At 59.4% G+C, this 22145-nt stretch carries 21 protein-coding genes; 7 read left to right on the forward strand and 14 right to left on the reverse strand.

Annotated features, from left to right (window positions below; translation table 11 throughout):
* Positions 1-139: 139 nt before the first annotated feature.
* Positions 140-712 carry a tetratricopeptide repeat protein gene (locus HY795_06780; GenBank protein ID MBI4804923.1) on the reverse strand — a complete coding sequence of 191 codons (573 nt, stop codon included), beginning with the start codon at positions 710-712 and terminating at the stop codon, positions 140-142.
* 391 nt (positions 713-1103) lie between these two features.
* Between HY795_06780 and flgB the strand changes: the two genes are divergently transcribed.
* Genes flgB through HY795_06815 form a run of 7 tightly spaced genes read left to right on the forward strand, consistent with a single transcriptional unit; the run spans position 1104 to position 6977 of the window.
* Positions 1104-1517 carry a flagellar basal body rod protein FlgB gene (gene flgB / locus HY795_06785; protein ID MBI4804924.1) on the forward strand — a complete coding sequence of 138 codons (414 nt, stop codon included), beginning with the start codon at positions 1104-1106 and terminating at the stop codon, positions 1515-1517.
* 2 nt (positions 1518-1519) lie between these two features.
* Positions 1520-1957 (forward strand): flagellar basal body rod protein FlgC, encoded by a 438-nt coding sequence (flgC, locus tag HY795_06790; GenBank protein MBI4804925.1) that lies wholly within the window; start codon positions 1520-1522, stop codon positions 1955-1957.
* A gap of 11 nt (positions 1958-1968) precedes the next feature.
* Positions 1969-2304, forward strand: coding sequence for a flagellar hook-basal body complex protein FliE (fliE, locus tag HY795_06795; protein MBI4804926.1), 336 nt, complete (start codon positions 1969-1971; stop codon positions 2302-2304).
* A gap of 23 nt (positions 2305-2327) precedes the next feature.
* A complete protein-coding gene (fliF, locus tag HY795_06800; GenBank protein ID MBI4804927.1) occupies positions 2328-3926 on the forward strand; it encodes a flagellar M-ring protein FliF in 1599 nt (532 codons plus the stop codon).
* Between the two features lie 3 nt (positions 3927-3929).
* Positions 3930-4925 carry a flagellar motor switch protein FliG gene (gene fliG / locus HY795_06805; protein MBI4804928.1) on the forward strand — a complete coding sequence of 332 codons (996 nt, stop codon included), beginning with the start codon at positions 3930-3932 and terminating at the stop codon, positions 4923-4925.
* A complete protein-coding gene (locus HY795_06810; GenBank protein ID MBI4804929.1) occupies positions 4912-5664 on the forward strand; it encodes a flagellar assembly protein FliH in 753 nt (250 codons plus the stop codon). Before fliG ends, HY795_06810 begins: the two co-directional genes overlap by 14 nt.
* 2 nt (positions 5665-5666) lie before the next feature.
* Positions 5667-6977: a FliI/YscN family ATPase gene (locus tag HY795_06815; protein ID MBI4804930.1), complete on the forward strand. Its 1311-nt coding sequence runs from the start codon at positions 5667-5669 to the stop codon at positions 6975-6977.
* A 156-nt stretch (positions 6978-7133) separates the two neighbouring features.
* Here HY795_06815 and HY795_06820 read toward each other — a convergent pair whose 3' ends face one another.
* The 13 genes from HY795_06820 to ahbD all read right to left on the reverse strand — a co-directional run bounded on the left by HY795_06820 (position 7134) and on the right by ahbD (position 22040).
* Entirely contained in the window at positions 7134-7463 is a 330-nt protein-coding gene (locus HY795_06820; protein ID MBI4804931.1) for a hypothetical protein, read from the reverse strand.
* Between the two features lie 121 nt (positions 7464-7584).
* On the reverse strand, positions 7585-7875 hold the full coding sequence (locus HY795_06825; protein MBI4804932.1) for a hypothetical protein: 291 nt from the start codon (positions 7873-7875) through the stop codon (positions 7585-7587).
* Between the two features lie 188 nt (positions 7876-8063).
* Complete coding sequence (locus tag HY795_06830) at positions 8064-8609, reverse strand: SIS domain-containing protein (protein ID MBI4804933.1); 546 nt, start codon at positions 8607-8609, stop codon at positions 8064-8066.
* 45 nt (positions 8610-8654) lie between these two features.
* On the reverse strand, positions 8655-9899 hold the full coding sequence (locus HY795_06835) for a polysaccharide biosynthesis protein (protein ID MBI4804934.1): 1245 nt from the start codon (positions 9897-9899) through the stop codon (positions 8655-8657).
* Complete coding sequence (locus HY795_06840) at positions 9896-12832, reverse strand: hypothetical protein (protein ID MBI4804935.1); 2937 nt, start codon at positions 12830-12832, stop codon at positions 9896-9898. Before HY795_06840 ends, HY795_06835 begins: the two co-directional genes overlap by 4 nt.
* Complete coding sequence (locus HY795_06845; protein ID MBI4804936.1) at positions 12829-14388, reverse strand: DUF2079 domain-containing protein; 1560 nt, start codon at positions 14386-14388, stop codon at positions 12829-12831. The genes HY795_06840 and HY795_06845 overlap by 4 nt, the downstream gene beginning before the upstream one ends.
* Positions 14381-17245, reverse strand: coding sequence for a hypothetical protein (locus HY795_06850; GenBank protein ID MBI4804937.1), 2865 nt, complete (start codon positions 17243-17245; stop codon positions 14381-14383). The genes HY795_06845 and HY795_06850 overlap by 8 nt, the downstream gene beginning before the upstream one ends.
* 3 nt (positions 17246-17248) lie before the next feature.
* Positions 17249-18406 (reverse strand): glycosyltransferase, encoded by a 1158-nt coding sequence (locus HY795_06855; GenBank protein ID MBI4804938.1) that lies wholly within the window; start codon positions 18404-18406, stop codon positions 17249-17251.
* An 8-nt stretch (positions 18407-18414) separates the two neighbouring features.
* Positions 18415-19371: a GDP-L-fucose synthase gene (locus HY795_06860; protein MBI4804939.1), complete on the reverse strand. Its 957-nt coding sequence runs from the start codon at positions 19369-19371 to the stop codon at positions 18415-18417.
* Between the two features lie 64 nt (positions 19372-19435).
* Complete coding sequence (locus HY795_06865) at positions 19436-19765, reverse strand: Hpt domain-containing protein (GenBank protein MBI4804940.1); 330 nt, start codon at positions 19763-19765, stop codon at positions 19436-19438.
* Complete coding sequence (rpe, locus tag HY795_06870) at positions 19762-20424, reverse strand: ribulose-phosphate 3-epimerase (protein MBI4804941.1); 663 nt, start codon at positions 20422-20424, stop codon at positions 19762-19764. The genes HY795_06865 and rpe overlap by 4 nt, the downstream gene beginning before the upstream one ends.
* The gene (locus tag HY795_06875; GenBank protein ID MBI4804942.1) at positions 20421-20873 is read right to left on the reverse strand and encodes an Lrp/AsnC family transcriptional regulator; all 453 of its coding nucleotides are present in this window, start codon (positions 20871-20873) and stop codon (positions 20421-20423) included. Before HY795_06875 ends, rpe begins: the two co-directional genes overlap by 4 nt.
* Before the next feature lie 99 nt (positions 20874-20972).
* On the reverse strand, positions 20973-22040 hold the full coding sequence (gene ahbD, locus HY795_06880; protein MBI4804943.1) for a heme b synthase: 1068 nt from the start codon (positions 22038-22040) through the stop codon (positions 20973-20975).
* Between the last annotated feature and the right edge of the window lie 105 nt (positions 22041-22145).

Genomic DNA, 22145 nt, shown 5'->3' on the forward strand with positions numbered 1-22145 from the left:
GGCAGTGCCAAAATAGCCCACGCTTTGCAACCAAGTTCCTTCCTCCCCTCTGTTATTAGGTTGATTCCCGGTCCGGCCGCCGGGAGCGGACCGGACCGGGAACCAATGGGGGAGGGGAGATTGGTCGAAATTTTCCGCCCTAGGCAGCCTTGGCTTCCAGGTGGTCCTTGAGTTCCACGGCGCAGGCATGGCCCGGTTCGTGCTCCAGGATCTTATCCAGCTGGGCCTTGGCGTCGGCGTCGCGGCCGGCCTTCACCAGGCAGCCTGCCAGGGCGTACCTGATGTCGTGCTTCAAGGGATCGATGGCCAGGTAATTCTCGAGATGAGGCTCCACCTCGTCCAACCGCTCGATGGCGTGGCCCAGCCTGATGAGGCTGTAGAGCGCCACCATGTTCTCCGGGTTGTGTTCCAACGCCTGAGAGAAGTGGTCGAATGCCTTGGCGTGCTCGCCCCGCTCCATCTCGATCATGGCCATGCCCGACAACGGCTTGTCGCTGGCCTCGACGTTGGCCGCTTTGCGGTAGAACGCGTAGGCGTTGTCCAGCTCCCCGCGGTGCACGGCGATTGTGGCCAACCCCATGTACGGGTCTGGATGGACGCCGTTGGAGTTCATGGCCTTCTGGTAGTACTCTTCGGCCTTGTCCAGGTCGCCCATGAACAAGTAGCACTCACCGAGTTCCTTGTTGATTTCGTAGTCTAAATGGCCGCTCATGACTGTCCCCTCCGGTACATGGACTGCCTTGCCAATAATCTCTCCAGTGCAAGGTGTCCGTCGATTCGCTTTCGCGTCAGGAGGGCCCTCCTGGCCTCCTGTCTCCCCTTCCAAGCCGGCTCCCTACAAATTCCCTCCCGGGGAAAGGCATACCGGCGAGATTCGTTAAGCAACATGCGTGCCAACATACTGTTCAGGCAATTTCCTCCCTTTGTCTGACCTTCTTCCTTAAAGAAAGCAGAAAACGGGCCGCTGTGGCCTGACCATAAATTATGCTTTAATTTCATTGTATTACATCATTGGAACAGGAGTTGCTTGTGGATGTGCCGAGACGGCCCGCGCCAGGTGGAACCCACCCGGCAAAAATGGCCGCCACGCAAGGAGTTACGCCATGCCGGGCATATATGGAACGAATACGGATCTGCTCGCCAAAGTCATGGACATGCGCCTGGAGCGTCAAAACCTCGTCATGTCCAACCTGGCCAATATCAACATCCCTGGATACAAGGCCCGCACTCTCGACTTCGAGAACGCCCTCCAGCAGGCCGTGGGCACCGCCGAAATGCGCGGAGCCCTGACCCGGACCAACACCAAGCACATCCCAGTGGCATTCAACGCACAGGGGTTCGAAGGCAGCGTTGCCAAGGAATTCAAGCCCCGCACCATCTACGGGGCCGACGCCGTGGACATGGACAAGGAGATGTCCACCATGGCCAAGAATTCCCTGATGTACAACGCGCTGACCACTGTGATGCAAAAGGGATTCGAAGGCATCACAAAGATCATTCAGGAAGGAGGTAAGTAGCCATGGATTTCATGACCGCACTTGACATCGGCGGTTCGGCGCTTTCCGCCCAGCGCACTTACATGAACGTGATCGCCATGAACTTGGCCAACGCCAAGACAACGCGCACGGCCAATGGGGAGGGTCCATACCAGCGCAAGTCCGTGGCCCTTGAGTCCACCCAGGTCACCCCGTTCGGCAAGGCCATGAACGCTGCCCTCACCCAGGATCTTCAAGGCGTGCGCGTTACCGGAATCGTCAACGACAACCGCCCCACCAAGCAGGTATACGAACCCGGGCATCCCGACGCGGACCAGAACGGCTATGTTCAATATCCCGACATCAACGTGGTCGAAGAAATGACCAACATGATCCAGGTGAGCCGCAGCTACGAAGCGAACACCTCCACCATCAGCACCATCAAGGCCATGTACAACAAAGCCCTTGAAATCAGCCGCTAGGAGACATGACCATGGCCATCAATCCCGTCGCTATAAACGCCTACCGCGCCGCCATGGGCCAAACCACCCAGGGCGTGGCCGGTGTCGAGAAGAAAGTCGCCGAAGCCTTCGGAACCGGCACAAAGAAAACCAGTTTCGTTGATTCCCTCAAGAATTCCGTGGCTGAAGTCAACGCCGAGCAGATAAAGAAGGACCAGATGGTGGCCTCTTTCGCCACGGGCGAAAACCAGAACGTCCATGAACTGATGATCCAGTTGCAGAAGGCCGGCCTGGCCATGTCCATGACCTCGAGCGTGCGCAACAAGGTTCTGGAAATGTACAGAGAACTGGTGAAAATGCCTTTCTAGCTTGGTAACGCAAGGAGCCCGTCATGCCCGTCGCCCTCAAATCCCTTCTGGATCAGGCCACCCGCTTCTGGTCAGGCCGCACCCTGGCCCAGCAGATACTTTTCGCAGGCATCGCCGTTTCGGTGGTGTCGGCTTTCGTGCTGATGATCGTGTGGATCAACCAGCCCGACTATAAGGTGCTCTTCACCAAGCTCTCCCAGGACGACGCCAACCGGGTCATGGAGCTCTTAAAAGCCAACAAGACACCCTACAAGCTTGAAGATGGCGGCCAGACCGTGCTGGTCCCGGTCGACCAGGTCAGCGAGACTCGACTCAAGGTGGCGGGTGAGGGCAAATTGCGAGGCGCCGGGCTTGGCTATGAGATATTTGACGAAACCAAGGTTGGGCAGACCGACTTCGTGCAGAGAATCAACTACCAGCGGGCCCTTCAGGGCGAACTCTCGCGCACCATCTCTGAATTCCCACAGGTGGAAAAGGCCAGGGTCCACCTGGTGCTGCCCCAGAAGAGCCTGTTTATCGAGGAGCAGCGCAAGCCCAGCGCCTCGGTGGTGCTCACTTTGAAAAGCGGTGCCAAGCTTGAGCAAAAACAAATCCAGGGCATCGTCAATTTCGTGGCCATGAGTGTCGAAGGTCTGGAGCCGAACCGGGTCACAATCACCGACACCGCAGGTAAGATCGTCTTCCAGGCCAAAGATGGCCAGAGCATAGACGGCCTCACCAGCACCCAGTTCGAATTCCGCAACAACTACCAGCAGAACGTCGAACGCCGTATTGAAGAGCTCCTGACCCCCATCGTGGGCGGCGGGAAGTCCATTGCCAAGGTCTCCGCCAGCCTGGACTTCTCCCAGCGGGTCACCAAGCGCCAGTCCTTCGATCCCAACAAGACCGTGGTCCGTTCCGAGACCCGGGAAGAATCCTCCACCAACCAGAAGGCAAACGTGGACGGATCGGTTCCGGAAACAAACTTCCGGGGCGACGGATTCACCGGCACCCAGAACAAGGTGGACCAGAACTCCGAAAAGCGCATCACCAACTACGAGATCGACGCCGAGCAGCAGGAAGTCGTCGCGCCTTCCGGGGAGTTGCAGCGTTTGAGCGTCGCGGTTATCGTGGACTACGTTCAGGATCCGAACAGCAAGGAGCCGAAGTTCATTCCAAGGCCGGCTGAAGACCTGGAGCGCATCAAGCAGGCCGTGGCCCAAGCCGTGGGCATCGACTCCAAGCGGGGCGACTCCATCGAAGTGAGCTGCATGTCCTTCGGTGACCGGGAGATCATGGGCGAGCCAAGCCTCACCCAGAACATGCTGGAATACGCCCAGCGTTTGGGCAAGCCCTTCCTGAACGGTTTCTTGGTGTTCCTCTTCCTGATTCTGGTGGTCAGGCCCGTGGTCATGGCTCTCATTCGCCCCAGGGTCACCCGCGAGGAGATCGAGCAGATCAGCCGTCTGCCAGAAGCCGAGAGGCGCATCGCCCTGGCGGAGCCGGAAGAGGAAGAAACGGAACTTTTGGAGATCTCCAAACGGCTTGAGAACGCCAAGGCCCTGGCGCAGCAGCTGTTCGAAACAAACACGGAGCAGGCCATCCTGGTCCTGCGTGGATGGCTTAAGCAGGAGGCCGCATAAATCATGGCCCTGAACGGACCGCAAAAGACCGCAGTGCTCTGCCTGGCGCTCGGCGACAAATTCTGCTCCGAGGTGTTCAAGCGCATGGATCGCGGCGAAATCGCCCGCATCTCCAAAGCCATGCTCGAAATCGACACCGTGGAAAAGGAAGGCGTCGAAGAGGTGCTCAAGGAGTTCAACGAGTCCCTGCAGTACGGGCTGGACATGCTCGTCGGCGGTCCGGACACAGTCAGGCGGATGCTCGGCAAATCCCTCGACGCCGACACAGCCAAGTACATTCTGGATTCCTTGGAGATCGCCTCCGGCCCAACGCCTTTCCAGGAGCTGGAGAATGTCTCTCCGCGCATACTGGCCCAGATACTCAGGAGCGAACATCCGCAGACCCTGGCCCTCATCCTTGGCCACCTCCATCCGGACCAGGCGGCGGAACTTTTACAGAACCTGCCGTCAGGCGTACGGGCCGAAGTGCTCATGCGCCTGGCCCGCCTGGAAGCCGTTGCCGAAGAGATGCTGGTGGAAGTGGACAAGGTGCTGCAAAGCCAGCTCATCGCCATGGGTGGCAAGGAAGGCAAGAAAGTGGGCGGCGTGCCGGCCGTGGCCGAAATCCTCAACTCGGTGGACCGCGCCACCGAAGAGGAAGTCCTCTCCGAGATCGAAGAGGAATCGGCGCAGATGGCCGAGGACATCCGCAACCTCATGTTCGTGTTCGAGGACATCAAGGCCATGGACGACCGCTCCATCCGCGAACTCCTGAAGGAAGTCTCCAACGAGGAACTCACCCAGGCACTCAAGGGCGCCTCCGACGACTTGAAGGACAAGTTCTTCAAGAACCTCTCCGAGCGTGCCGCCACCATGATCCGGGAAGACCTGGAGATCATGGGCCCGGTTCGCCTGGCCGATGTGGAAGCTGCCCAGCAGAACGTGGTCAAGACCGTGAGAAGGCTGGAAGCCGAAGGCAAGATAGCCATCGGCAGAGGCGGCGGCGATGTCTTCATCTAACCAGGACACTGTTGAAACCGGCGCATTCCTGCCCGGAAACGCCCGGGTGGTCATGAGCGTTGGGTCCGCCGGCCCGTCCGAGATGACCGTTCACGAGATTGAAGGCACCAAGATCCAGGTGCTGGACGAGCAGACCGAGCTGGCCTTCTGGGCCAGAGTCCGGGCCAAGGCCCAAGCCAAGGCCAAGGACATCCTTGGCCAGGCCATGGCGGAAGCTGAAGTGATACGCGAACAAGCCCGCCAGGAAGGCCTTGCGCAAGGTTTGGCCGATTCCCGCCAGGCCTGCCAGGCGGAACTTGCCGGCATGGGCGCGAATCTGGCCGGACTGCTTGAGAGCCTTGAAAAGGAGCGGCAGGCTCTTTGGGGCAAACATCGCCAGGAGTTCGCATCATTACTCAAGCTCGCTGTGGAAAAAACACTCCATACCGAGCTTTCCCTGCGACATCATGAAATTCTGGGCAACCTCATGGATCAGGCCATTGAGTTGCTGGACACCCGTGCCGGGTTTACCATCCTGGTGAACCCAAGCGATGAAGCGGCCACCGCCCAGCTTTTGGAGGAAGCCAAAAAGGTCCATCCCACGCTTGGCGCCTGGAGGATCAAGACCGATCCCAACATGGCCCCGGGCGGAGTCCGCCTGGAGTCCGAGGCAGGCATGGTGGACAATACCTTGGACACCCGCTTTGAACAGATTTCCGACCTTCTGGACCGGGTCGAATTCAACGATGGGCAGCCGTAGGAATGGACGCCCCTGCCTGCATTTCACTGCTCTCGGGTCTGGAACCGGTCCGCACCTACGGCAAGGTAAGCAAAGTTGTTGGCCTCATCGCTGAAGGCAAAGGAATCAAAGCCCCTTTGGGAGCCGTCTGCCGGCTGCTTGGCGAGGGAGGACACGATGAGGGAGTGCCCGCCGAGGTGGTGGGCTTTCGCGACGACTCCTGCCTGCTCATGCCCTACGGCGACCTGCGTGGCATAAGCCAGGGCTGTCTGGTCCAGAACACGGCCACCCCCCCGCTGTTGCCAGTGGGTAGGCGTTTTTTGGGCCGCACCATTGACGCCTTCGGCAACCCCATCGACGACAAGGGCCCCATCGACCCCAGGCGCTACTACCCGCTCTACGGCGATCCGCCCAGCCCGCTGGCCAGACCCCGCATCACAGAACCCATGGACGTGGGAGTACGGGCCATCAACGGTCTCTTGACCCTGGGCAAGGGTCAGCGTGTGGGAATCATGGCCGGATCCGGGGTTGGCAAATCAACGCTCATGGGCATGATCGCCCGCAACACCAAGGCGGATGTGAACGTCATTGGGCTTATAGGCGAACGTGGCCGGGAAGTCCTGGAATTCATCGAGAAGGACCTGGGGCCAGAAGGCTTGGCCCGATCCGTACTGGTTGTGGCCACCTCGGACCAGAGCCCGCTGGTGCGCATGCGCGCCGCCTACGCCGCCACGGCCATGGCCGAGTTCTTCCGCGACCAGGGCGGCGACGTCATCCTGATGATGGACTCCGTGACACGTTTCGCCATGGCCGGCCGCGAAGTGGGTCTGGCTGCGGGCGAACCGCCAACCACCAGGGGCTACACTCCTTCTGTTTTCGCCCACCTTCCGAAGCTGCTCGAACGCGCCGGGCGTAACACCGTAGGTTCCATCACCGGCATCTACACCGTGCTGGTGGATGGTGACGATTTCAACGAACCCATCGCCGATGCGACCCGCTCCATCCTGGATGGGCATATCGTGCTCACGCGCGAACTGGCCGACCAGGGACACTTCCCGGCCATCGACGTGTTGAAGAGCATAAGCCGTCTGCGCACAGACGTCGCCCCCGACGAGGCCATTGCAGCCGGGCGGACATTCATCCGAATGCTTGCCACCTATAAGCGTGTTGAGGACATGGTGAACATCGGCGCCTACCAGGCTGGAGCCAGCCAGGAGATCGATCAGGCCCTGCAGATGATCGGCCCCATCCGCGACTATCTCCAGCAGCATGTTGCCCAGTCTGAAACACTGGAAGGCAGCTTTGCCGCTCTCCAGGCCTTGGTGGGCGACTAAACAGCCACGCTTTTCCCTACGATTCACTTTGAAAGAAAACAAAAGAGAGACGTAACTCACGAAAAGCCGTATTCATGCTTTGTGTGAGGGTATCCGTATTGTTGGGCGGGCTTTAATTAAGAATCTTAAAGCGCGTTTGTCGAAAGGGCTATTGTCTTAGTCGGGAAAAAGCGTGCGGCAGTACCTGTTGCACCAGTCGTTGGCGTTACGCAATACACCCGCACAAGCTCCAGACCTATACGTAGCCGCCAATTTGAGGCGAACCTCCTCGCACCCGGCCATGCACGGCTGAAAACCCGCTTGCGGCGCCCCCACCACATGCAGGTAGGAGTCGCACAGAGCAATGCTGTCGCAGCCCCCTCTTCGATTATCCGCGGAATGGCAGAAGCCCAAGAACTCCGAATCGGTCATGGGACCACGCGCCGCGCAGCCGGAGAATACAAGGGCGGCAATGACAAATGCCAGACGTTTCACGGGAAAACTCATTTGCATCTGCGTCCTTTTATTCGGATTTCTCTCGTAAGGTGGTCAAAGCCAGCCCGGAATTATCACCACTTGCCCGGACCTGGATTGAGCCACCGGAAGGATCGTCCGACTGCGAGCGGGCTCACTCCACTGACAATCGGGCCTTTAGATCCTTGATCATCCTGCTTAAGCCTTCAACGTTGCCGAATTCGTCTCCGTAAGCCTCCAGCATGGGCACCAGATGAACGTAATTGCGGTGGAGGAAATAGTAATCATAGAGCCTTTTGGCCATATACTCGAGCAGAAACCTGATGTTGACGTCCGAGGGATTCTCTGTCTTTCGCCGCTTCCAGGTGGAGAACTCGAGGAGCCATTTGAGCGTCTCCTCGTCAATGCTCTCCATCTCAGAGCGTATGGTAGCCTCTCTGCCCATTCCCCGAGCCTTTGGTTCGAACACTTGTGCCGCTTCGCCTGCCCCTCTCGGATCAATCACAGCGGGAACATGTCCCGCCTGAAATCATGGTAACCGTACTGTGCGCAATGACGCAAGCAGCAGCCACCTGCTCTCGGGTTGATACAGGCATTTTCCCACGTACGGCGCAAGACTTCAGTGGCTAGGAACTATCCCCTTCGCGTAGCCACGATGGTGTCCAACAGACAATGGCAGATGGAGTGGTGCAGTACCTCTACCTGCCCATACGACTGAACCGGCACGTAGAAGTTGCCATCCCCAAGGGCCCGGAGAGGATTGTCCGGCTCAAAGCCGGACAGGGTCAACACCTGGCACTTCTTGCTTCTGGCTGCAGCCACCGCGCGCAGAATATTTTCCGAACGGCCCGAGGAACTGATCGCCACCAGCACGTCGCCCGGGTCGGCGAACATTTCCACGGGTTTTTCAAAGAGGTGCTGGTAGCCATAATCATTGCCTATGCAGGTCAGACCCGATGAGTCGTTGAAAGCCATGGCCCGCATTCCGCCGGTTTTCCAAAAATCCGTTGCCATGTGCGAGGAGATTGCCGCTGAAGCTCCGTTACCGATGAACATGAGCTTGCTCCCTGCCTGGGTGCGCTCTTGGATCAATTCGGCTCCAGTGGCCACGCCCGAAGCAAGATCCATGCTCTCGCTCCCGGAGCGGGTGTACAGGATGGCCTGGGTGAGCGAACACATCGTCTTGTAAAATTCAGCTGCGGAACATTTCACCTTTGCTCTCCTCTATACCGCGGCATTTGCGCGACGGACCTTCAGGAAAAACCAAATGAGAGTCGCTACCAGAATGAAGACCACTGATGCGAGCAGCATATAGGCTACCTGCATCGCGTTGTCATGCTTCAGGACGACCATGGTGGCGAACAGCGCCACCCCTGAACCCTGCACCCACATGAAGCCGAACTCGTTGCGCGCCTGGGAGTAGACGAAGAGCACGTTGGCTGTGGCCAACAGGGCCATGGCCGGGGCGATCACAGCCAGCAGGGGGCCTCCTGTCACATACTGAGCCCCAAAGAGCAGACGCATCACCAACTCCGGAAATGCCACGCATACCGAGGCGAATCCGCCGCCCAGGAGTACCGTCATGCCCACGGACATCCACAGACTCTTATCGCCATCCTCCCCGCTGGCTTTAGCCGTGGCTGCCTCCGTGAAAAGCACGCTCATCAGTACAGCAGGGCCGTAAAACGCAATGCGCCCGAGGATAGCCGCCGTGGCGTAGAGTCCGGCGTCGTTGCCAGGGCAGAAATGGCGCACCAGCACGAGATCCAGGTTATTGAGACACATGGTGACCACGGAACTCACGACCATGGCCAGGGAGTACTTCCCCACTTCCTTATGGAACCCATGAGGCAGGGGGTCCGGCTTTATGGGGAAGATGTCCTTCAGAAATAGGAGAGCAATGCCCGCCTGAAACAAGATGCCTATCAAGCCGCAGAGCATGGCCCCGGTCACGCCCTGGGCCAACCAAGTCAGCAGGACCAGACTTGCCGCGAAGCGGATGCAGGCGTTGCTGGCTCCGGCCAAGCCATATCCAGTGAAACGCTGCAAGCCCTGGAGCATCCCCCAGGGGACCGGCACCATGAGCGACAACACCACAAGACCCAGCATCACGTACACCGGTCCGATCGAGTCCAGGTGGAGAAAATCCCGGAGCAGCGAGGCGCAGGCCAAACCAATCACGCCAGCCGCCAAAGCTGCCAGTACCGACAGCTTCATGGCCTTGCCGAAGAGCCCTCTCACCCGGCCCATCCCTTCCAGAGCGAAACCGGCCGTGAACCGAGCCATGATAAGCGGTACGATCCCCATTGGAGCCGCAAGAATAACCGTGGAGGAGTTGAGTGCGTTGAAACTGCCGAACTCGTCCGGCGACATGGCCCGGCCGGCAGTCAGCTGGAACAGGTAGTTGAAGATGTTGCCCGAGTTCATGAGCACGAGGATGAGAAAATTCTGTTTGAGAAACCGCTTCACGAGGTGCCCCCGAGTGAGTTCGAGCGTCTTTTGAGGGAGGTCGCCAGGGCGGCGCAGAACAGCCACAGGCCGCACAGGCCGAGCAGTTCGGACACCATTGCGATTCCCGCCATACGGATGAGTGCCGCCAGGGAGGCCGTCGCCAGAAAGCCGCTGCAATAGTAAACCGGCGTGCTCTTGGCCAGAATCGGCAGGTGTCCCTCCAGCCAGGGTTTGAAAGCGCGCCAAAGTGGAACAGCCAGGGTCGTTCCCAACATCCCAACGATGCGAAAAGTCTCTGCGCCAAGAACCAATCCGGACGCGACGACACCCGCACCGCCAATCAGCCAGAACCTGACGGGCAAAGGGTGCCCCTTGGCGTCATGCGAGTGGGACAGCCACTCGGCAAGAATATCGAACGCTCGGGCTAGGTAGCCCCTACGCACCGCTCCCCAAAGAAGAGTTGCACCGGTCAACGCGGTCAACACCAAAACCCATTTCCCACTTTTCCCTGGTCTGGCTGGAGCAGCTTCCGACTTTTTGCCCAGGCTTGACAACTCCGGCCCTGAGACGTTCGATAAAAGAAGCGCCTCCATTTCCAGCCAGGGATTTTTCATGAACCTGACCGAAGCCGAGCCGGCTGGAATTTCAGCGGCACCCATGGGCAGCCAATTCGCCAGAGCCGCCATTCGTGCGGCCTGGTTTGAATCCAGATGGTCCAGTGTCCGAGCCTTTCCGGCGAGTTCAAGAAGGGGCTCGTCCCCTAGCACCTCCGGCCAGGTGGCCAAACGTTGCCCGGACAACACTGCGTTTGAACACTCCAACCCCGCCCCTGCTCTCCCCCCCGCGAGGGAGATCGACATCCTTGGCCAGTCCGTCCCCTCCGTACGATCATCCGGACCCTGCAAGCCCGGAAGATACACCGCTATCCGAGAAGACGCGGATGAAATATTGATAACAGCGTGTTTCCCAGCAAACGAGAGCTCCAATTGGGGGTGCTTGTCATTTATGGACCAAGGGGGAACGGTTACATCCAAAAGAAGCCACTGGGGACTGAACGCTGGCCCCTTCGGCACCTCCAAAGAGAACCCCCTGTTACCCGAGCGTACGGGCTTTAAGGGTCTTGTTTCGTCAAAAAGGTAACGTGCCGAGAAAATATTTTGGCGCGCCGCGTCCTTGGCATAGCTTTGCAGCACCGCACGGCGCAGGCTTACGGACATTTCCGGGCCGCCAGCGGCGAACCGCAGCCTGACTCCTTCGACCTTGTCCGGAAGGGAGGTGAATACCGCCGGGAAGCCTGGTTTTACCGCCACCTTGACGCTTTTGCCGCCTCCATAGGCCTCGGCCTCAACTCCAGCAAGCCCCTGCCTGAGCCTCCCCAACTCCAGCCACAGACTGTATTCCTTGCCAGGTTCGGGAATGAATGCCCCACCGGTCTCCAGGATCAGGTCCCCACCGGAACTCTCCACCGTCAAACCGTCAGTAGCGGATACGAAGCCGAGCCTCCCCGAAGACGAAAATAGTTTATGGGTGCAGGCAGGAGTGACAACGCCACCGGATTCCGAGGCATTTCCCGCCAGAGGGCCAAAATCAAGAGCCCACAAAGGGGACTGGCCAACCAGTCCTTTTGGGTCGTCGATATCAAAGGCGGCCCCGAAGCTCGCGCAACGCTCAGCCGTGGCCGCCAACAGGGCCGGGACATCCCGGCGCGGAGCCACATTGACCAGTCTGGCCGACTCAATGGCCTGAGCAAAAGCAGTCGCGGGTTCCTGGGGAGACTGCAGCACCGACACTCCCGCAAGCGGCATATCTTTCCACGGGGCCTGGGAGAGCTCCTGGAGATTGGCCGCCAGTTCTCCCCTGCCCGCGAAGACCTCCCTGGCACGGGCCGGGAGATTCCTGGGAAGACCAGCTTCCGTAGCCTTCGCGTCCAAGCCTGATGGGACGAAAATGACCTTTTCCACATTGCGGGAGCGGACCACATCGTCCTGGTTCTCTTTGAAAAACATGAGGGCCATTTCCTTGAGCAGGACCATTTTCCGCCCTGGGGCCAGGTCCCTCAGATGTCTCCCCACATACAGGCGCAGGATGGTTCGGCCATCACCCAGCTCGAAAGTGCGCTTGGGTATGGCATACCAGTCCAGAACGGTCTTTCCCTTTCCCTCCTGGTCCAAGGAAACCACCAGGTTTACCTGTACGTCCTGGCCTCGCAGCAATACCACGTCCAAGGCCCCTACATCTCGCAGATCTTTCCGGAAGCGGCGCTGCACGAAGGTCGAAAGGCCGTCCTGGGAGTATCTCCACACCTGGTCCGGCTCTCGGTCCAAAAATCTGCCCAACTGGTATCGGACACCTTTGGAAGCCCACTCGGCGCGGGCCACTGCCACCATATCCCTCCCCTGTCCGTCGGCCCACTCGGGGGTGAGCTGATCCACGGTTTCCAGAGGATCGGACACGAAGACCACCGGCGAGTCTCCCCCTGCCAATTCAACGGCAAAGCCAAGACAGCCCGGTTTGCCCGGGTCTGCGGTAAGGTAGTCCAGCCTGGCTTCGTTTACTCCGCCTAGAGTAACCCCAGAAGCCTGCCTGACCAAGTCCATGCGCCGAACACCTGCCTGACCGGACCAGCTTGCAGCCTCCTTGGGAAGCTCCAAGCCTCGTTCAGAAAGGACCCGGGAATACTTCACCTTACGCATGGACACCCGGCCTGCAACGTCTCCTTTCACGGACGTGGCCCCCCCAGTCCAAAGCGATGGAGGCAGGGCCAACTGCCGCGCCTCGAACTGGGCCGAATGAAGAGTTCCCGTCAACAAACCAAGCAGAAGAAACGCCAGGGGCAGGCGCCTCCAGAGCCTCATCGTCTTTGCAAGAAACCCGTGAGGGATCACTGTCTTTTTCGAAAGACCTTCCCGGGCCAAACTCTTCTCCGATTTGGTAAACAACCACGGCGTCATGGCTGTCTCCGCTTGAGGATCAAGAACCCATCGTCCTCATGTATCGTGTCGAAGAGTTGGCGAGTTTTTTCCACATACGCCAGGAAAGAACCGGCTACGGATTGGTCGCGGCATACGCCGCCTTGCCATCCGCACCCCAGGTCCACAACAAACCAGGGTCTTTTGAGGTCCAGAACCACATATTCGGCCAGACTCTGCGTGACCGGAAAATCCGGCTTAATTCCAGTGAAGACAAATCGTCTGAAGTCGGCCCTGGTGGCCTGCCCCGAATTCTGCGCCAGATGCGGCTCGAATACCGCCAAAGGAAAACTGTTCGCGAAATAGCGTGAAACCGCCTTCCCCCAGTTCAGGCTATTTTGGGTGACGACCACCACACCGGGGTCGTCTGGCAGAATGCTCTCCATGGCCCTTATTATACGGGTGTCGCGCGCATCCGGCCAATAGCCGGCGAACCCCCCGTTCTTCCAAAAACCGACCGACAACGGCGACGGCGACAAGGTCATGTGCCCGGCCAAGAGTGTCAGAAACAAGATACCAGCCCACCGATCAACCCGGTTTCTACGGGCGTGTACCACTTCCGTGGCCAGGGGGATGGCCTGAGCGAAAGCGATTATCAAGGGAGCAACCAAACCGGCGGTATAGTGGTTGGCGATGGAATAATAGTCCGGACGGGTGGAAAGAAGCGACAGGGCCAAGGTCGGTAGCGCCACAAGGAGCGGCCCAGGGGAAAGCAGGGGAAGAAACGCCAACCCTCCAAGCAAAGCCCCAAGGTATTTGAGCTTTTTCACATCCCCGAGCACATGCCCAACAGAGCTCAGCGGATGGGTAATCACGAACCAGATCTTTCCCAGCACGGAGCTGCCGCCAATCCAGGCAAATGCCCCGGCGGACGCACCCACTCCGCTATCCATGGTGAAGAATGGGATGAGCTTGGCCGTGGCGAGCCAGAACCAGGCAAGGCCAACGACAAAAACAACCATTCCAGGTATTCCGCCACGGCGCTGGAAAACAAGGTACAACCCGCAGGCTGCGGCCTGAATGGCGAAGGATTCCTTGATGAAGCACAGACACAGCGCGGCGAAAGCCGCCGCCCAGGGGCGCTCGTCCTGTACCCGGAAAAAAAACCATAAGCTGATCGGAATAGCCAAGTGATCCGGATGGAAATCAAAAAGCCCGTTATGCCAGACAGCAAAGTAACCGAAATAGGCCAGTGCGGTGAACACGCCGTACCGCCAGGCCAGAAACGGCAAGGGCAGGCTCAGCATGAACGCCTGGGCGACCATGAGGCCAAGAGGAGCAAGCCAGTCCGGCAAGGGCCTTATCATCCAGGAGTAGACCCACAGCACGGGCTGGATATGCCCGTTCAAGGCCCTCCACCATTCACCGCCTTCGCTCATGGCCGTTAAGTTGCAGACGAACACTCCCAGGTCGAACACCGTGGAGCGCAACGCCAGGTAGCGCATGCAGGCCAGGGCAGCCAGCAGGCCGAAGAGCGTAATGCCCATGGTCCATGGCCAGCGGGGACGATCAGCCGGAATGATGCCCATCCTAGCCACGAGAATCTCTCCTGAACGCCCAATCCCTGGCCTGCAGAATTCCCCACGCCAGAAGGGCCAAGACCACCGTTGAGCCGGACACCACCAGGCCCAGAATATAGAACCGCTGCGGCCTGAATTCGATGATGAAGTCCATATCCACCCCTCCCGAGGGGTTGGGCCGGACATAGCGGCTGGCATCCTTGCCGAGGCATTTTACGATTGTGGGCTCAATCCACCAGGCGTTGGCGAATCCACCGGCCTGCCAGTGCAGGAGTTCGGGCCAGGGCATAGCTTTGCCCGAATCCGCACCTTCGGACCGCCAGGAAGAAGGGAGGAGAGGGTTGAAGTCCGTCTTGTCCGACCCCACAGGATCAATGTTGCCCTCGTTCCAGGTCGCTCGCATGGGCGGGGCAGGCAGATTATCGTTTTGCAGGCTGGTCACAAAACGCCTGGAAACGAAATCCACCTGGTAGGTATCGGTTCTGGTCTTGACCACTTTTCCGCCTGGACCGTACTGAGAAGTGCTCCTGGTCTTCGGCCCTCCGTCGCCCAGGGTGCTTACCCAGCCCTTTGCGATGAAATCAGCCAATTCCACCGGTCCGGCTTGGTCCTCCTCGTTGTCAGCGAATATCTTATATTCAGGCAGGAGCGCTTGCGGTTTTGGCCAGTCACGCGTCTCGAGAGGCACGAGGTAGGCCCGCCAACCCTGGTGGAACGTCTCCTGAAAAAGAAGCGGGAAGCCTTGCGTTACTCCAGAGAGCCTGACCACGCATGTGGTGGGGCCGACCCTGCGAAACTCCACAGCAGGGGGCTGGTAGGCCTTGCCCCGGTACAAAAGCGCCTGGCGTTTGCCTGAGCGGTCCGAAAGAAAGGCCCTGTCACGACTCTCACCCATAGCCTGTCCCAAGAGAGCCAGGAAGCGGGGATCGTTGCCCGCGGATATCAGGGTCTGCCCTGGCCTATACAAGTCCACGCCCACCGCGTCGGGCAGCGTAGCGGCCACCAGGTCGGCCCCGTTGCCCGAGGCGTCGGCCACGGCCAACAGCTGATCCGCCGCCATCACGTAGGGCGCAGCCAGCGGATTTCGGTAGAGGTCAACTGATTCGAAGCGGCGCTCCAGAACCAGTCCCTCCTGCTGGGCCAAGGCCTTGTCCAGAACAGGCTTGTAATTCTTGAACCCGTCCACAACCGGTTCTGCCCGGTAACCGGGCTGAAAGTCCTGGTAGGAAATGAAAAAATCGTACCGGGGATAGACGAGATACTTGACCGACGCCAAGCCGAAGAGCCTGTCCAGGTGGGGACTCGGCTGCTCGGCAAACATGCTCTTAATTATCTCGTTGCCCAGGGGGTTGTTGTAAAAGGCCAGGAAAAACGGCTTCGGCGAGTAGGCCGAGGACCACTCATAACCATACAGGGAGTCCCCTGGCCAGCTGATGCCCACCGGGGGGAGATAGGCCACCCGGAAGCCCGCCCGCTGGTCTCGCAAGAAACAATAAACCGCCGCATCCTCGGGGTGTATGGGAGTCTGCTTCAAGGTGAGCGGTTGGGGGATCTTGTCCTTCGGAGAATTATCCAGGAGCTTCTGCCCCAGATATGGAGAAACGAAGACAAGAACCACGGCGAGCATGCCCAGCCGAAGCAGCCAGGGACGCCTGATCCCTCTCTCCTCCCAGGCCTGGGGCAGCTGGAAGGCAAGAAGGGCATACGCTGTGACAATGAGCGGCAGCCATCTGGTGGTGTTGGAAAAAGCCGCAAAAAGAATGGGCACGAACCCTTTGAGCAGCCATTGATAGAAGACGATTCCGAAAGGGGTCCGGGAACCGCACACCAGGAGCACACCGGTGACCGCCACCACGAAAAGCCCGGGAACCTCGTCTCTGCCTCGGCGCGCCAGAAATGAACACAAGGCCATCCCGGCCAGGACCATGGACGCCGCTATCCAGGCCAGACGCATGCCCCCTGGGGCCGGGAAAGCGTATTCGGTATCCATGCCAGGACGTAAGTCAAGACGTATGACAGCATCTACCGGTTGGCTGGTGGACTGGTGGAATCCCTCGCGCATGGGCAGTTCGGTGTCCACCGTGACATCGCCCTTGGCAGAGGCCGACAGCCCCCACCCGTGACGGATGGCTCCCTTGCCGAGATAGTCCGCCAGGAACGGAGCCATGAAATGGATGTTCATGAACATGGCCAGGGCGAAGATGGACCCGACCGCGACCAGAAGACGGCCCCGGCCCGGCCCCCTGACCAGATAATACAGACCAAGCAGACAGAGCATAGCCACGGAGCCCACGCCCACACTGGGATGCAGGGAGGTGAGACCCAAGAGCAGGCCGCAGACAATGACCAGTTTCGCCGAGATACGCCCCTTCTCCCTGATGGACGCCACCAGGTTGAAAAAGCCCAAGAGCAAAAGAGGGATGAGGGCGAAGCCCGCTAGCATGGGCATGTGACCGGCCACAACCCGGCTGAAGGTATAGGGTGAAAGGCTGTAGAAGACCGCTGCCAGCGTGGAATAGAACCAATTGAGACCGAGCCTGCGGGCCAGGGGGAGCATGGCCAGTCCCGAAACCGTCACGAAAAAAAGCGGCAGGAGCTTGGACATCCATTCCCCGCCGATAACGGACAGGGGGGTAATAAGCTGCCAGTAGAGCAGTTCGAGCTTGAAATAGTGGTAGCGGCCGGTCTCGAAGTACGCGTCCCAGGTGGAGAAATGGTGCTCGGCCATGGAGCGGAACTGCTCGGCGAAACTTGGGATGCCCCAATCCCAGGTATGGCCTACCAGGCCCGGCCTGGCCAGAACCCCGGAGAAGGAGGCCCACGCCAGGGCGGTCACTGCGGCCGCGGCCAGGAGCATCTTCACCGGTTCACGCATGCACTATGCCTTGAAAGATTCGCCGAACACCCTGTCCAGGATGGAAGACCAAGAATAAGAAGCCATGTATTCAAGAGCGCTGGCTCGCATGGCCCGCCATCCCTCCGGGTCGGCAAGCATCTGGCCTATAGCTTCGGCCAAGGGTTCGACGTCGTACTCCACGACCAACCCCGCCTTGCGGGAAGCGATGTCCTTGTGGATCTCGGGCACCGGAGTGATGACCACGGGCAGGCCGCAGGCCAAGTAGTCTTTGACGCGGCTGGGGTCAGCCCACTGGGAAAGATTGTTGGGCGAGGGTTTGTACAGGGCCAGGCTTATGTCGTAACCGGGCAGCATGCGCAGCACATCGTCGTGCGGCTTGGCGCCGTGCAGGATCACGTCTTCCCCCAGAGCGGCCAGCCGAGGTTCGTAGGGCTGGTAGACCACCCCGTCCTCCACCGCGTCATGGGGCGTCTTGCCTATCACGTGAAGCTTCAGCTGCGGGAAGCGCTCCTTGAGCTTGGGAAAGGCCTCAATGACCAGATCAACTCCCTTGGACGGGGCCAAAGCTCCAAGCAGCACCAGCTCCGAAGGGTTTGTCCCGGCCTTGTCCGGCAGGTCGATCTTTTCCAGGTCCACACCAACCGGCACCAGGATGTTCTTGGAATCCGGCAGGCCCTGAGAGCGGCGGACATCCTGGATGCGTGGCGAGATGTTCCAGGCCGCGTCGCAGTGGCGCACGCAGAAACGGTCCAGCCAATGGTAGACCGCGTTCAGCACCTTGTTGGAGAAACGCTCCGGCATCCAGTCGATGGTGTAGAAGATCACGAATTTCGTCAGTCCCAGCCACTTGAGCAGCACCCCGACCACCGTGTTCAGGGGGTCTGCTCCGAGGAAGACGTCGAAGCGTCCTCCCAGCCTGAAGAAATACACTAAGGAAAACAGCGCATCCTTCACGTAGGTCAGCAGGGGGGGGAGGTTCCATCCTCCCTGGCGAAGCTCGCGAGTCGGACGACCATCGCGATACTCCTTGAGGCGGGAACGGCGGTCGGCGCAGTAGTGGAAGGGGTGATAGATTACGCCCAGCCTGTCCGACCGGCTCTTGAGATAATTCTCCACCGCCTCGGAAGGGCCTGAAAGGTCCGTCACGTGGCTGACCAGGACAATGGATTTGAATCGCATGTGTATTGTTATCCGTCGAAGCGGGGTTCGGTGCGCAAACTGTCCAGATGGTTCAGGAACCAGCGGTAGGTGTCCGCCACACCCTCTTCCAGGCCGATGGAAGCCTGCCAACCGAGAGCATTGATGCGCGAGACGTCCAGAAGCTTGCGCGGAGTTCCATCGGGCTTGGTGGCGTCAAAGACCAGTTCGCCCTTGTAGCCCACAACCCGGGCCACTGTCTCGGCCAGTTCCCTGATGGTCACGTCCTGTCCGGTGCCCAGGTTGAGGATATCCTCCCCCTGGTAGTTCTCCATGCACCACACAATGCCCTTGGCGCAGTCGTCCACGTGCAGAAACTCCCGCCTGGCGTTGCCCGTACCCCAAACGGTCACGCTGGGAGCTCCCGCGACCTTGGCCTCGTGAAAGCGGCGCATGAGCGCCGGCAGCACGTGGGAGTTGAGCTTGTCGAAATTGTCGCCCGGGCCATACAGGTTGGTGGGCATGAGGCTTATGGCATTGAAGCCGTATTGGCGTCTGTAACCCTGGCAGATCTTTATCCCCGCGATTTTCGCCACCGCATACCACTGGTTCGTGGGTTCAAGTTCGCTGGTGAGCAGGCACTCCTCGCGCATGGGCTGGGGAGCGAATTTCGGATAGATGCACGAGGAGCCGAGAAAAACCAGTTTCTCGGCATCGTTGCGATAAGCCGCATCAATGACGTTGCACTGAATGATGCAGTTGTTCCAGACGAACTCTGCAGGGTAGGCGTCGTTGGCGCGGATGCCCCCCACCTTGGCGGCGGCAAGCACCACGGCCTGGGGCCGCACGTCCGCCATAAAGCGGCGTACAGCAGCCTGGTCCGTGAGATCAAGCTCGGCCCGGGTGCGCGTGATGACCTCAACCCCGCCGCAACCGGCAAGGGCCCTCACTACGGCCGAACCCACGAGGCCCCTGTGGCCCGCTACGTATATGCGAGAATAGTTCACTTGAAATCCACCGCTGGGGACTTAGAGAAGGCCCGCGCCTCTTACCATGGGGGGGAATGGTTGGCTAGTGCCCATTCAGGAAGCCGCGTAAGCCGTTCTGCAAGGCATCCAATTTCTCACCCGCCTCTTTGGCATTACCGCTGAGCAGGCCCCTCTCGATTGCGCCAATTTCTTCGGCCATCCGGGCCAGGCCGGCGTTCAGAAGAGTTCCCTTCAGGCTGTGCGCCCATCGGGCGGCTTCTTTTGAATCTGAAGCTTCAAGGGAGATGCTCAGTGCTGCAAAACCCTCGACAAGGGCTGTCCGGCTCGTTTCCGTGAGCCGCTCAATGGCTTCATCCGGCAGGTTGAACGCCGTCCTGAAATGATTCCGGATCCGCCCAGCTACGTCGGTCACTCACCAGCTCCGGCTGCGGCATCAAGAAATGCTCGGTGCCTTTGCCCATAGGGAGGCTTAGAAAAGAAGGCTGAACCTGAGACCAAGACATCCGCCCCGGCCTGGACCAACTCCCCGCAGTTCTCCACCGTAACCCCGCCATCCACCTGGATCAGGGTTTGCGCACCCTGTTTTTGGATCATGGATTTGAGTCTGCGAATCTTTTCCAGGCTAAAGGGTATGAACGACTGGCCACCAAAGCCGGGGTTCACGCTCATGATCAGCACCATGGAGAGCTGTGGCAGAAGATATTCCACCATGTCGAGGGGAGTGGCCGGATTAAGCGCCACGGCTGGTTTCGCCCCGAGTCTGGCAATCTCAGCCACTGCGCGCTCAAGGTGCATGGTCGCCTCGGCATGCACGCACACCAGATCCGCGCCGGCATCGACAAATTCGGTCAGGTAGCGTTCCGGGCGCTCTATCATGAGGTGCACGTCGAAAAATAGTTTGGAACGCTTGCGAAGCGCCTTGATCACCAGCGGACCGATGGTGATGTTGGGTACAAAAAGCCCGTCCATCACGTCCCAGTGCACCCATTTGAGATCAGCGGCCTCAAGTGCGGCCAGCTCTTCGGCCAGACGCCCAAAATCGGACGAGAGCAGTGAAGGGGATAGTATCACGACTCCTCCATGGCGAAATCGACCTTTATTTTAAAGAGCTTCTCTGCCGGCAGGTTCAATACGGAAATACCCGTTGCCCTGGAGATCTCGCCCAGGGTTTCCCTGACAGCCTCCATGGATGGGCCGACGCAGGTGAACCACACATTGTAGGAGTGTTGTCGCAGATAGTTGTGGGTCACTCCGGGATGGCGGTTCACCTCGGCCACGAAGGACTCCACCTGATCCTCCGGCACCCGGGCCGCGCAGAGCGTTGACTGCCACCCCAGCTTGTTGGATTGGAAATTGGCCCCGATGCGGCGGATGACGCCCTTCTGCTTGAGTGCGCGCACCCGGGCCAGCACTTCAGCCTCGGTGAGCCCAAGCTGCGCGCCCACTTCAGCGTAAGGCCTGGCGGCAATCGGATACTTCGATTGAATGATGTCCAGAATTTTACGGTCGTATGCGTCCATGGGCAACACCATAGCCTATCAAGGGCCCAAGGCAAAGAGCACAAAAGGGCGGGATCCGAACACCGGACCCGCCCTTTATGAAGCATCAAAAAGACAATTTTAGCCCCGCTTGGGCTGATATGTACACAACGGCTCGGGAGCCATGGGATCACCCTGCATGGTGTGGGCTCTGGCCCGGCAGCCGCCGCAGACCTTGTGGTATTCGCATGGGCCGCACTTGCCCTCATACGCCTTCTGATCCCGGAACTTCTTGAACCAAGCCGTGTTGGCCCATATTTCCGGAAACGGCGTCTCCAAAACGTTGCCGCAATCAAGCTCCAGGTAGCCGCAGGGCTGTACCATCCCCGAGTGGGAAATGAAGCAGAAACCTATGCCCCCCAGGCAGCCCCGGGTCATGGCATCAAGGCCGAACGTGTCAGGAGTTACCGAAACCCCCTCCTCCTTGGCACGCTGGCGCATGATGCGATAGTAATGCGGGGCACAGGTGGCCTTGAGCTGCATGGTGGTTGTCTTGCGGAAATCGTAGAACCAGTTCAGCACTGTCTCGTATTCCTCGGCAGTGATGACCTGGGCCGCTATCTCCGTGGCCCGCCCTGTGGGCACCAGCAGGAAGATGTGCCAGGCGCTGGCCCCCAGGCTTTCGCATAGTTCAAAAATCTTCTTGAAATTGTGAAGGTTGGACTTGGTGACCGTGGTGTTGATCTGGAACTCGATGCCCGCGTCCTTTAAATACTGTATGCCCCGGAGCGCTCCGTCGAAAGCCCCCTTCTCCCCACGGAACTCGTCATGGGTGGTCGCGTCCGGGCCGTCGATGGAGATCGAGCAGCGCTGGATGCCGACCTCTTTCATGCGTTTGGCGTTCTCGGCGGTTATCAAGGTGCCGTTTGGGGCCATGACGCAGCGTAGGCCCTTGGCATTGGCATAGGCCACCAGGTCGTCCCAGTCCGGACGCATGAGGGGCTCGCCACCGGTGAAAATAATGATGGGGTTGCCCACCTCTGGGAAGGTGTCGATGAGAGCCTTGGCCTGGGCGTTGGAGAGTTCGCCGGGATAGGGGGCGAAGTGGGCCTCGGCCCGGCAGTGCTTGCAGGCCAGGTTGCAGCGGCGGGTGATCTCCCAGGCGATGAGGCGAACCGGAGGAGCGCCGTTAGGGAGCGTTTTTGGCATTCCTCCAGGGTGACTCCCGGGGTGGCCGCCGTGAGATCCTGCCAGCTGGGAGCCTGGGCTGCTAAACTTTTGCATTCTAATCACCTATAGCAACGACAGGTATTT

The sequence above is a fragment of the Desulfovibrio sp. genome, assembly GCA_016208105.1.
Classification (GTDB): Bacteria; Desulfobacterota; Desulfovibrionia; order Desulfovibrionales; family Desulfovibrionaceae; genus Fundidesulfovibrio.

Excerpts from the sequence above, each read along its gene's own strand:
- ahbD (MBI4804943.1), bottom strand. The coding sequence starts at position 22,040 with ATGCCAAAAACGCTCCCTAACGGCGCTCCTCCGGTTCGCCTCATCGCC.
- HY795_06815 (MBI4804930.1), top strand. The coding sequence starts at position 5,667 with ATGGACGCCCCTGCCTGCATTTCACTGCTCTCGGGTCTGGAACCGGTC.
- HY795_06820 (MBI4804931.1), bottom strand. The coding sequence starts at position 7,463 with ATGAGTTTTCCCGTGAAACGTCTGGCATTTGTCATTGCCGCCCTTGTA.
- HY795_06825 (MBI4804932.1), bottom strand. The coding sequence starts at position 7,875 with ATGGGCAGAGAGGCTACCATACGCTCTGAGATGGAGAGCATTGACGAG.
- HY795_06850 (MBI4804937.1), bottom strand. The coding sequence starts at position 17,245 with ATGCGTGAACCGGTGAAGATGCTCCTGGCCGCGGCCGCAGTGACCGCC.
- HY795_06810 (MBI4804929.1), top strand. The coding sequence starts at position 4,912 with ATGTCTTCATCTAACCAGGACACTGTTGAAACCGGCGCATTCCTGCCC.
- HY795_06780 (MBI4804923.1), bottom strand. The coding sequence starts at position 712 with ATGAGCGGCCATTTAGACTACGAAATCAACAAGGAACTCGGTGAGTGC.
- HY795_06830 (MBI4804933.1), bottom strand. The coding sequence starts at position 8,609 with ATGTGTTCGCTCACCCAGGCCATCCTGTACACCCGCTCCGGGAGCGAG.
- fliG (MBI4804928.1), top strand. The coding sequence starts at position 3,930 with ATGGCCCTGAACGGACCGCAAAAGACCGCAGTGCTCTGCCTGGCGCTC.
- HY795_06875 (MBI4804942.1), bottom strand. The coding sequence starts at position 20,873 with ATGGACGCATACGACCGTAAAATTCTGGACATCATTCAATCGAAGTAT.
- HY795_06840 (MBI4804935.1), bottom strand. The coding sequence starts at position 12,832 with ATGACGCCGTGGTTGTTTACCAAATCGGAGAAGAGTTTGGCCCGGGAA.
- fliF (MBI4804927.1), top strand. The coding sequence starts at position 2,328 with ATGCCCGTCGCCCTCAAATCCCTTCTGGATCAGGCCACCCGCTTCTGG.
- flgB (MBI4804924.1), top strand. The coding sequence starts at position 1,104 with ATGCCGGGCATATATGGAACGAATACGGATCTGCTCGCCAAAGTCATG.
- fliE (MBI4804926.1), top strand. The coding sequence starts at position 1,969 with ATGGCCATCAATCCCGTCGCTATAAACGCCTACCGCGCCGCCATGGGC.
- HY795_06855 (MBI4804938.1), bottom strand. The coding sequence starts at position 18,406 with ATGCGATTCAAATCCATTGTCCTGGTCAGCCACGTGACGGACCTTTCA.
- flgC (MBI4804925.1), top strand. The coding sequence starts at position 1,520 with ATGGATTTCATGACCGCACTTGACATCGGCGGTTCGGCGCTTTCCGCC.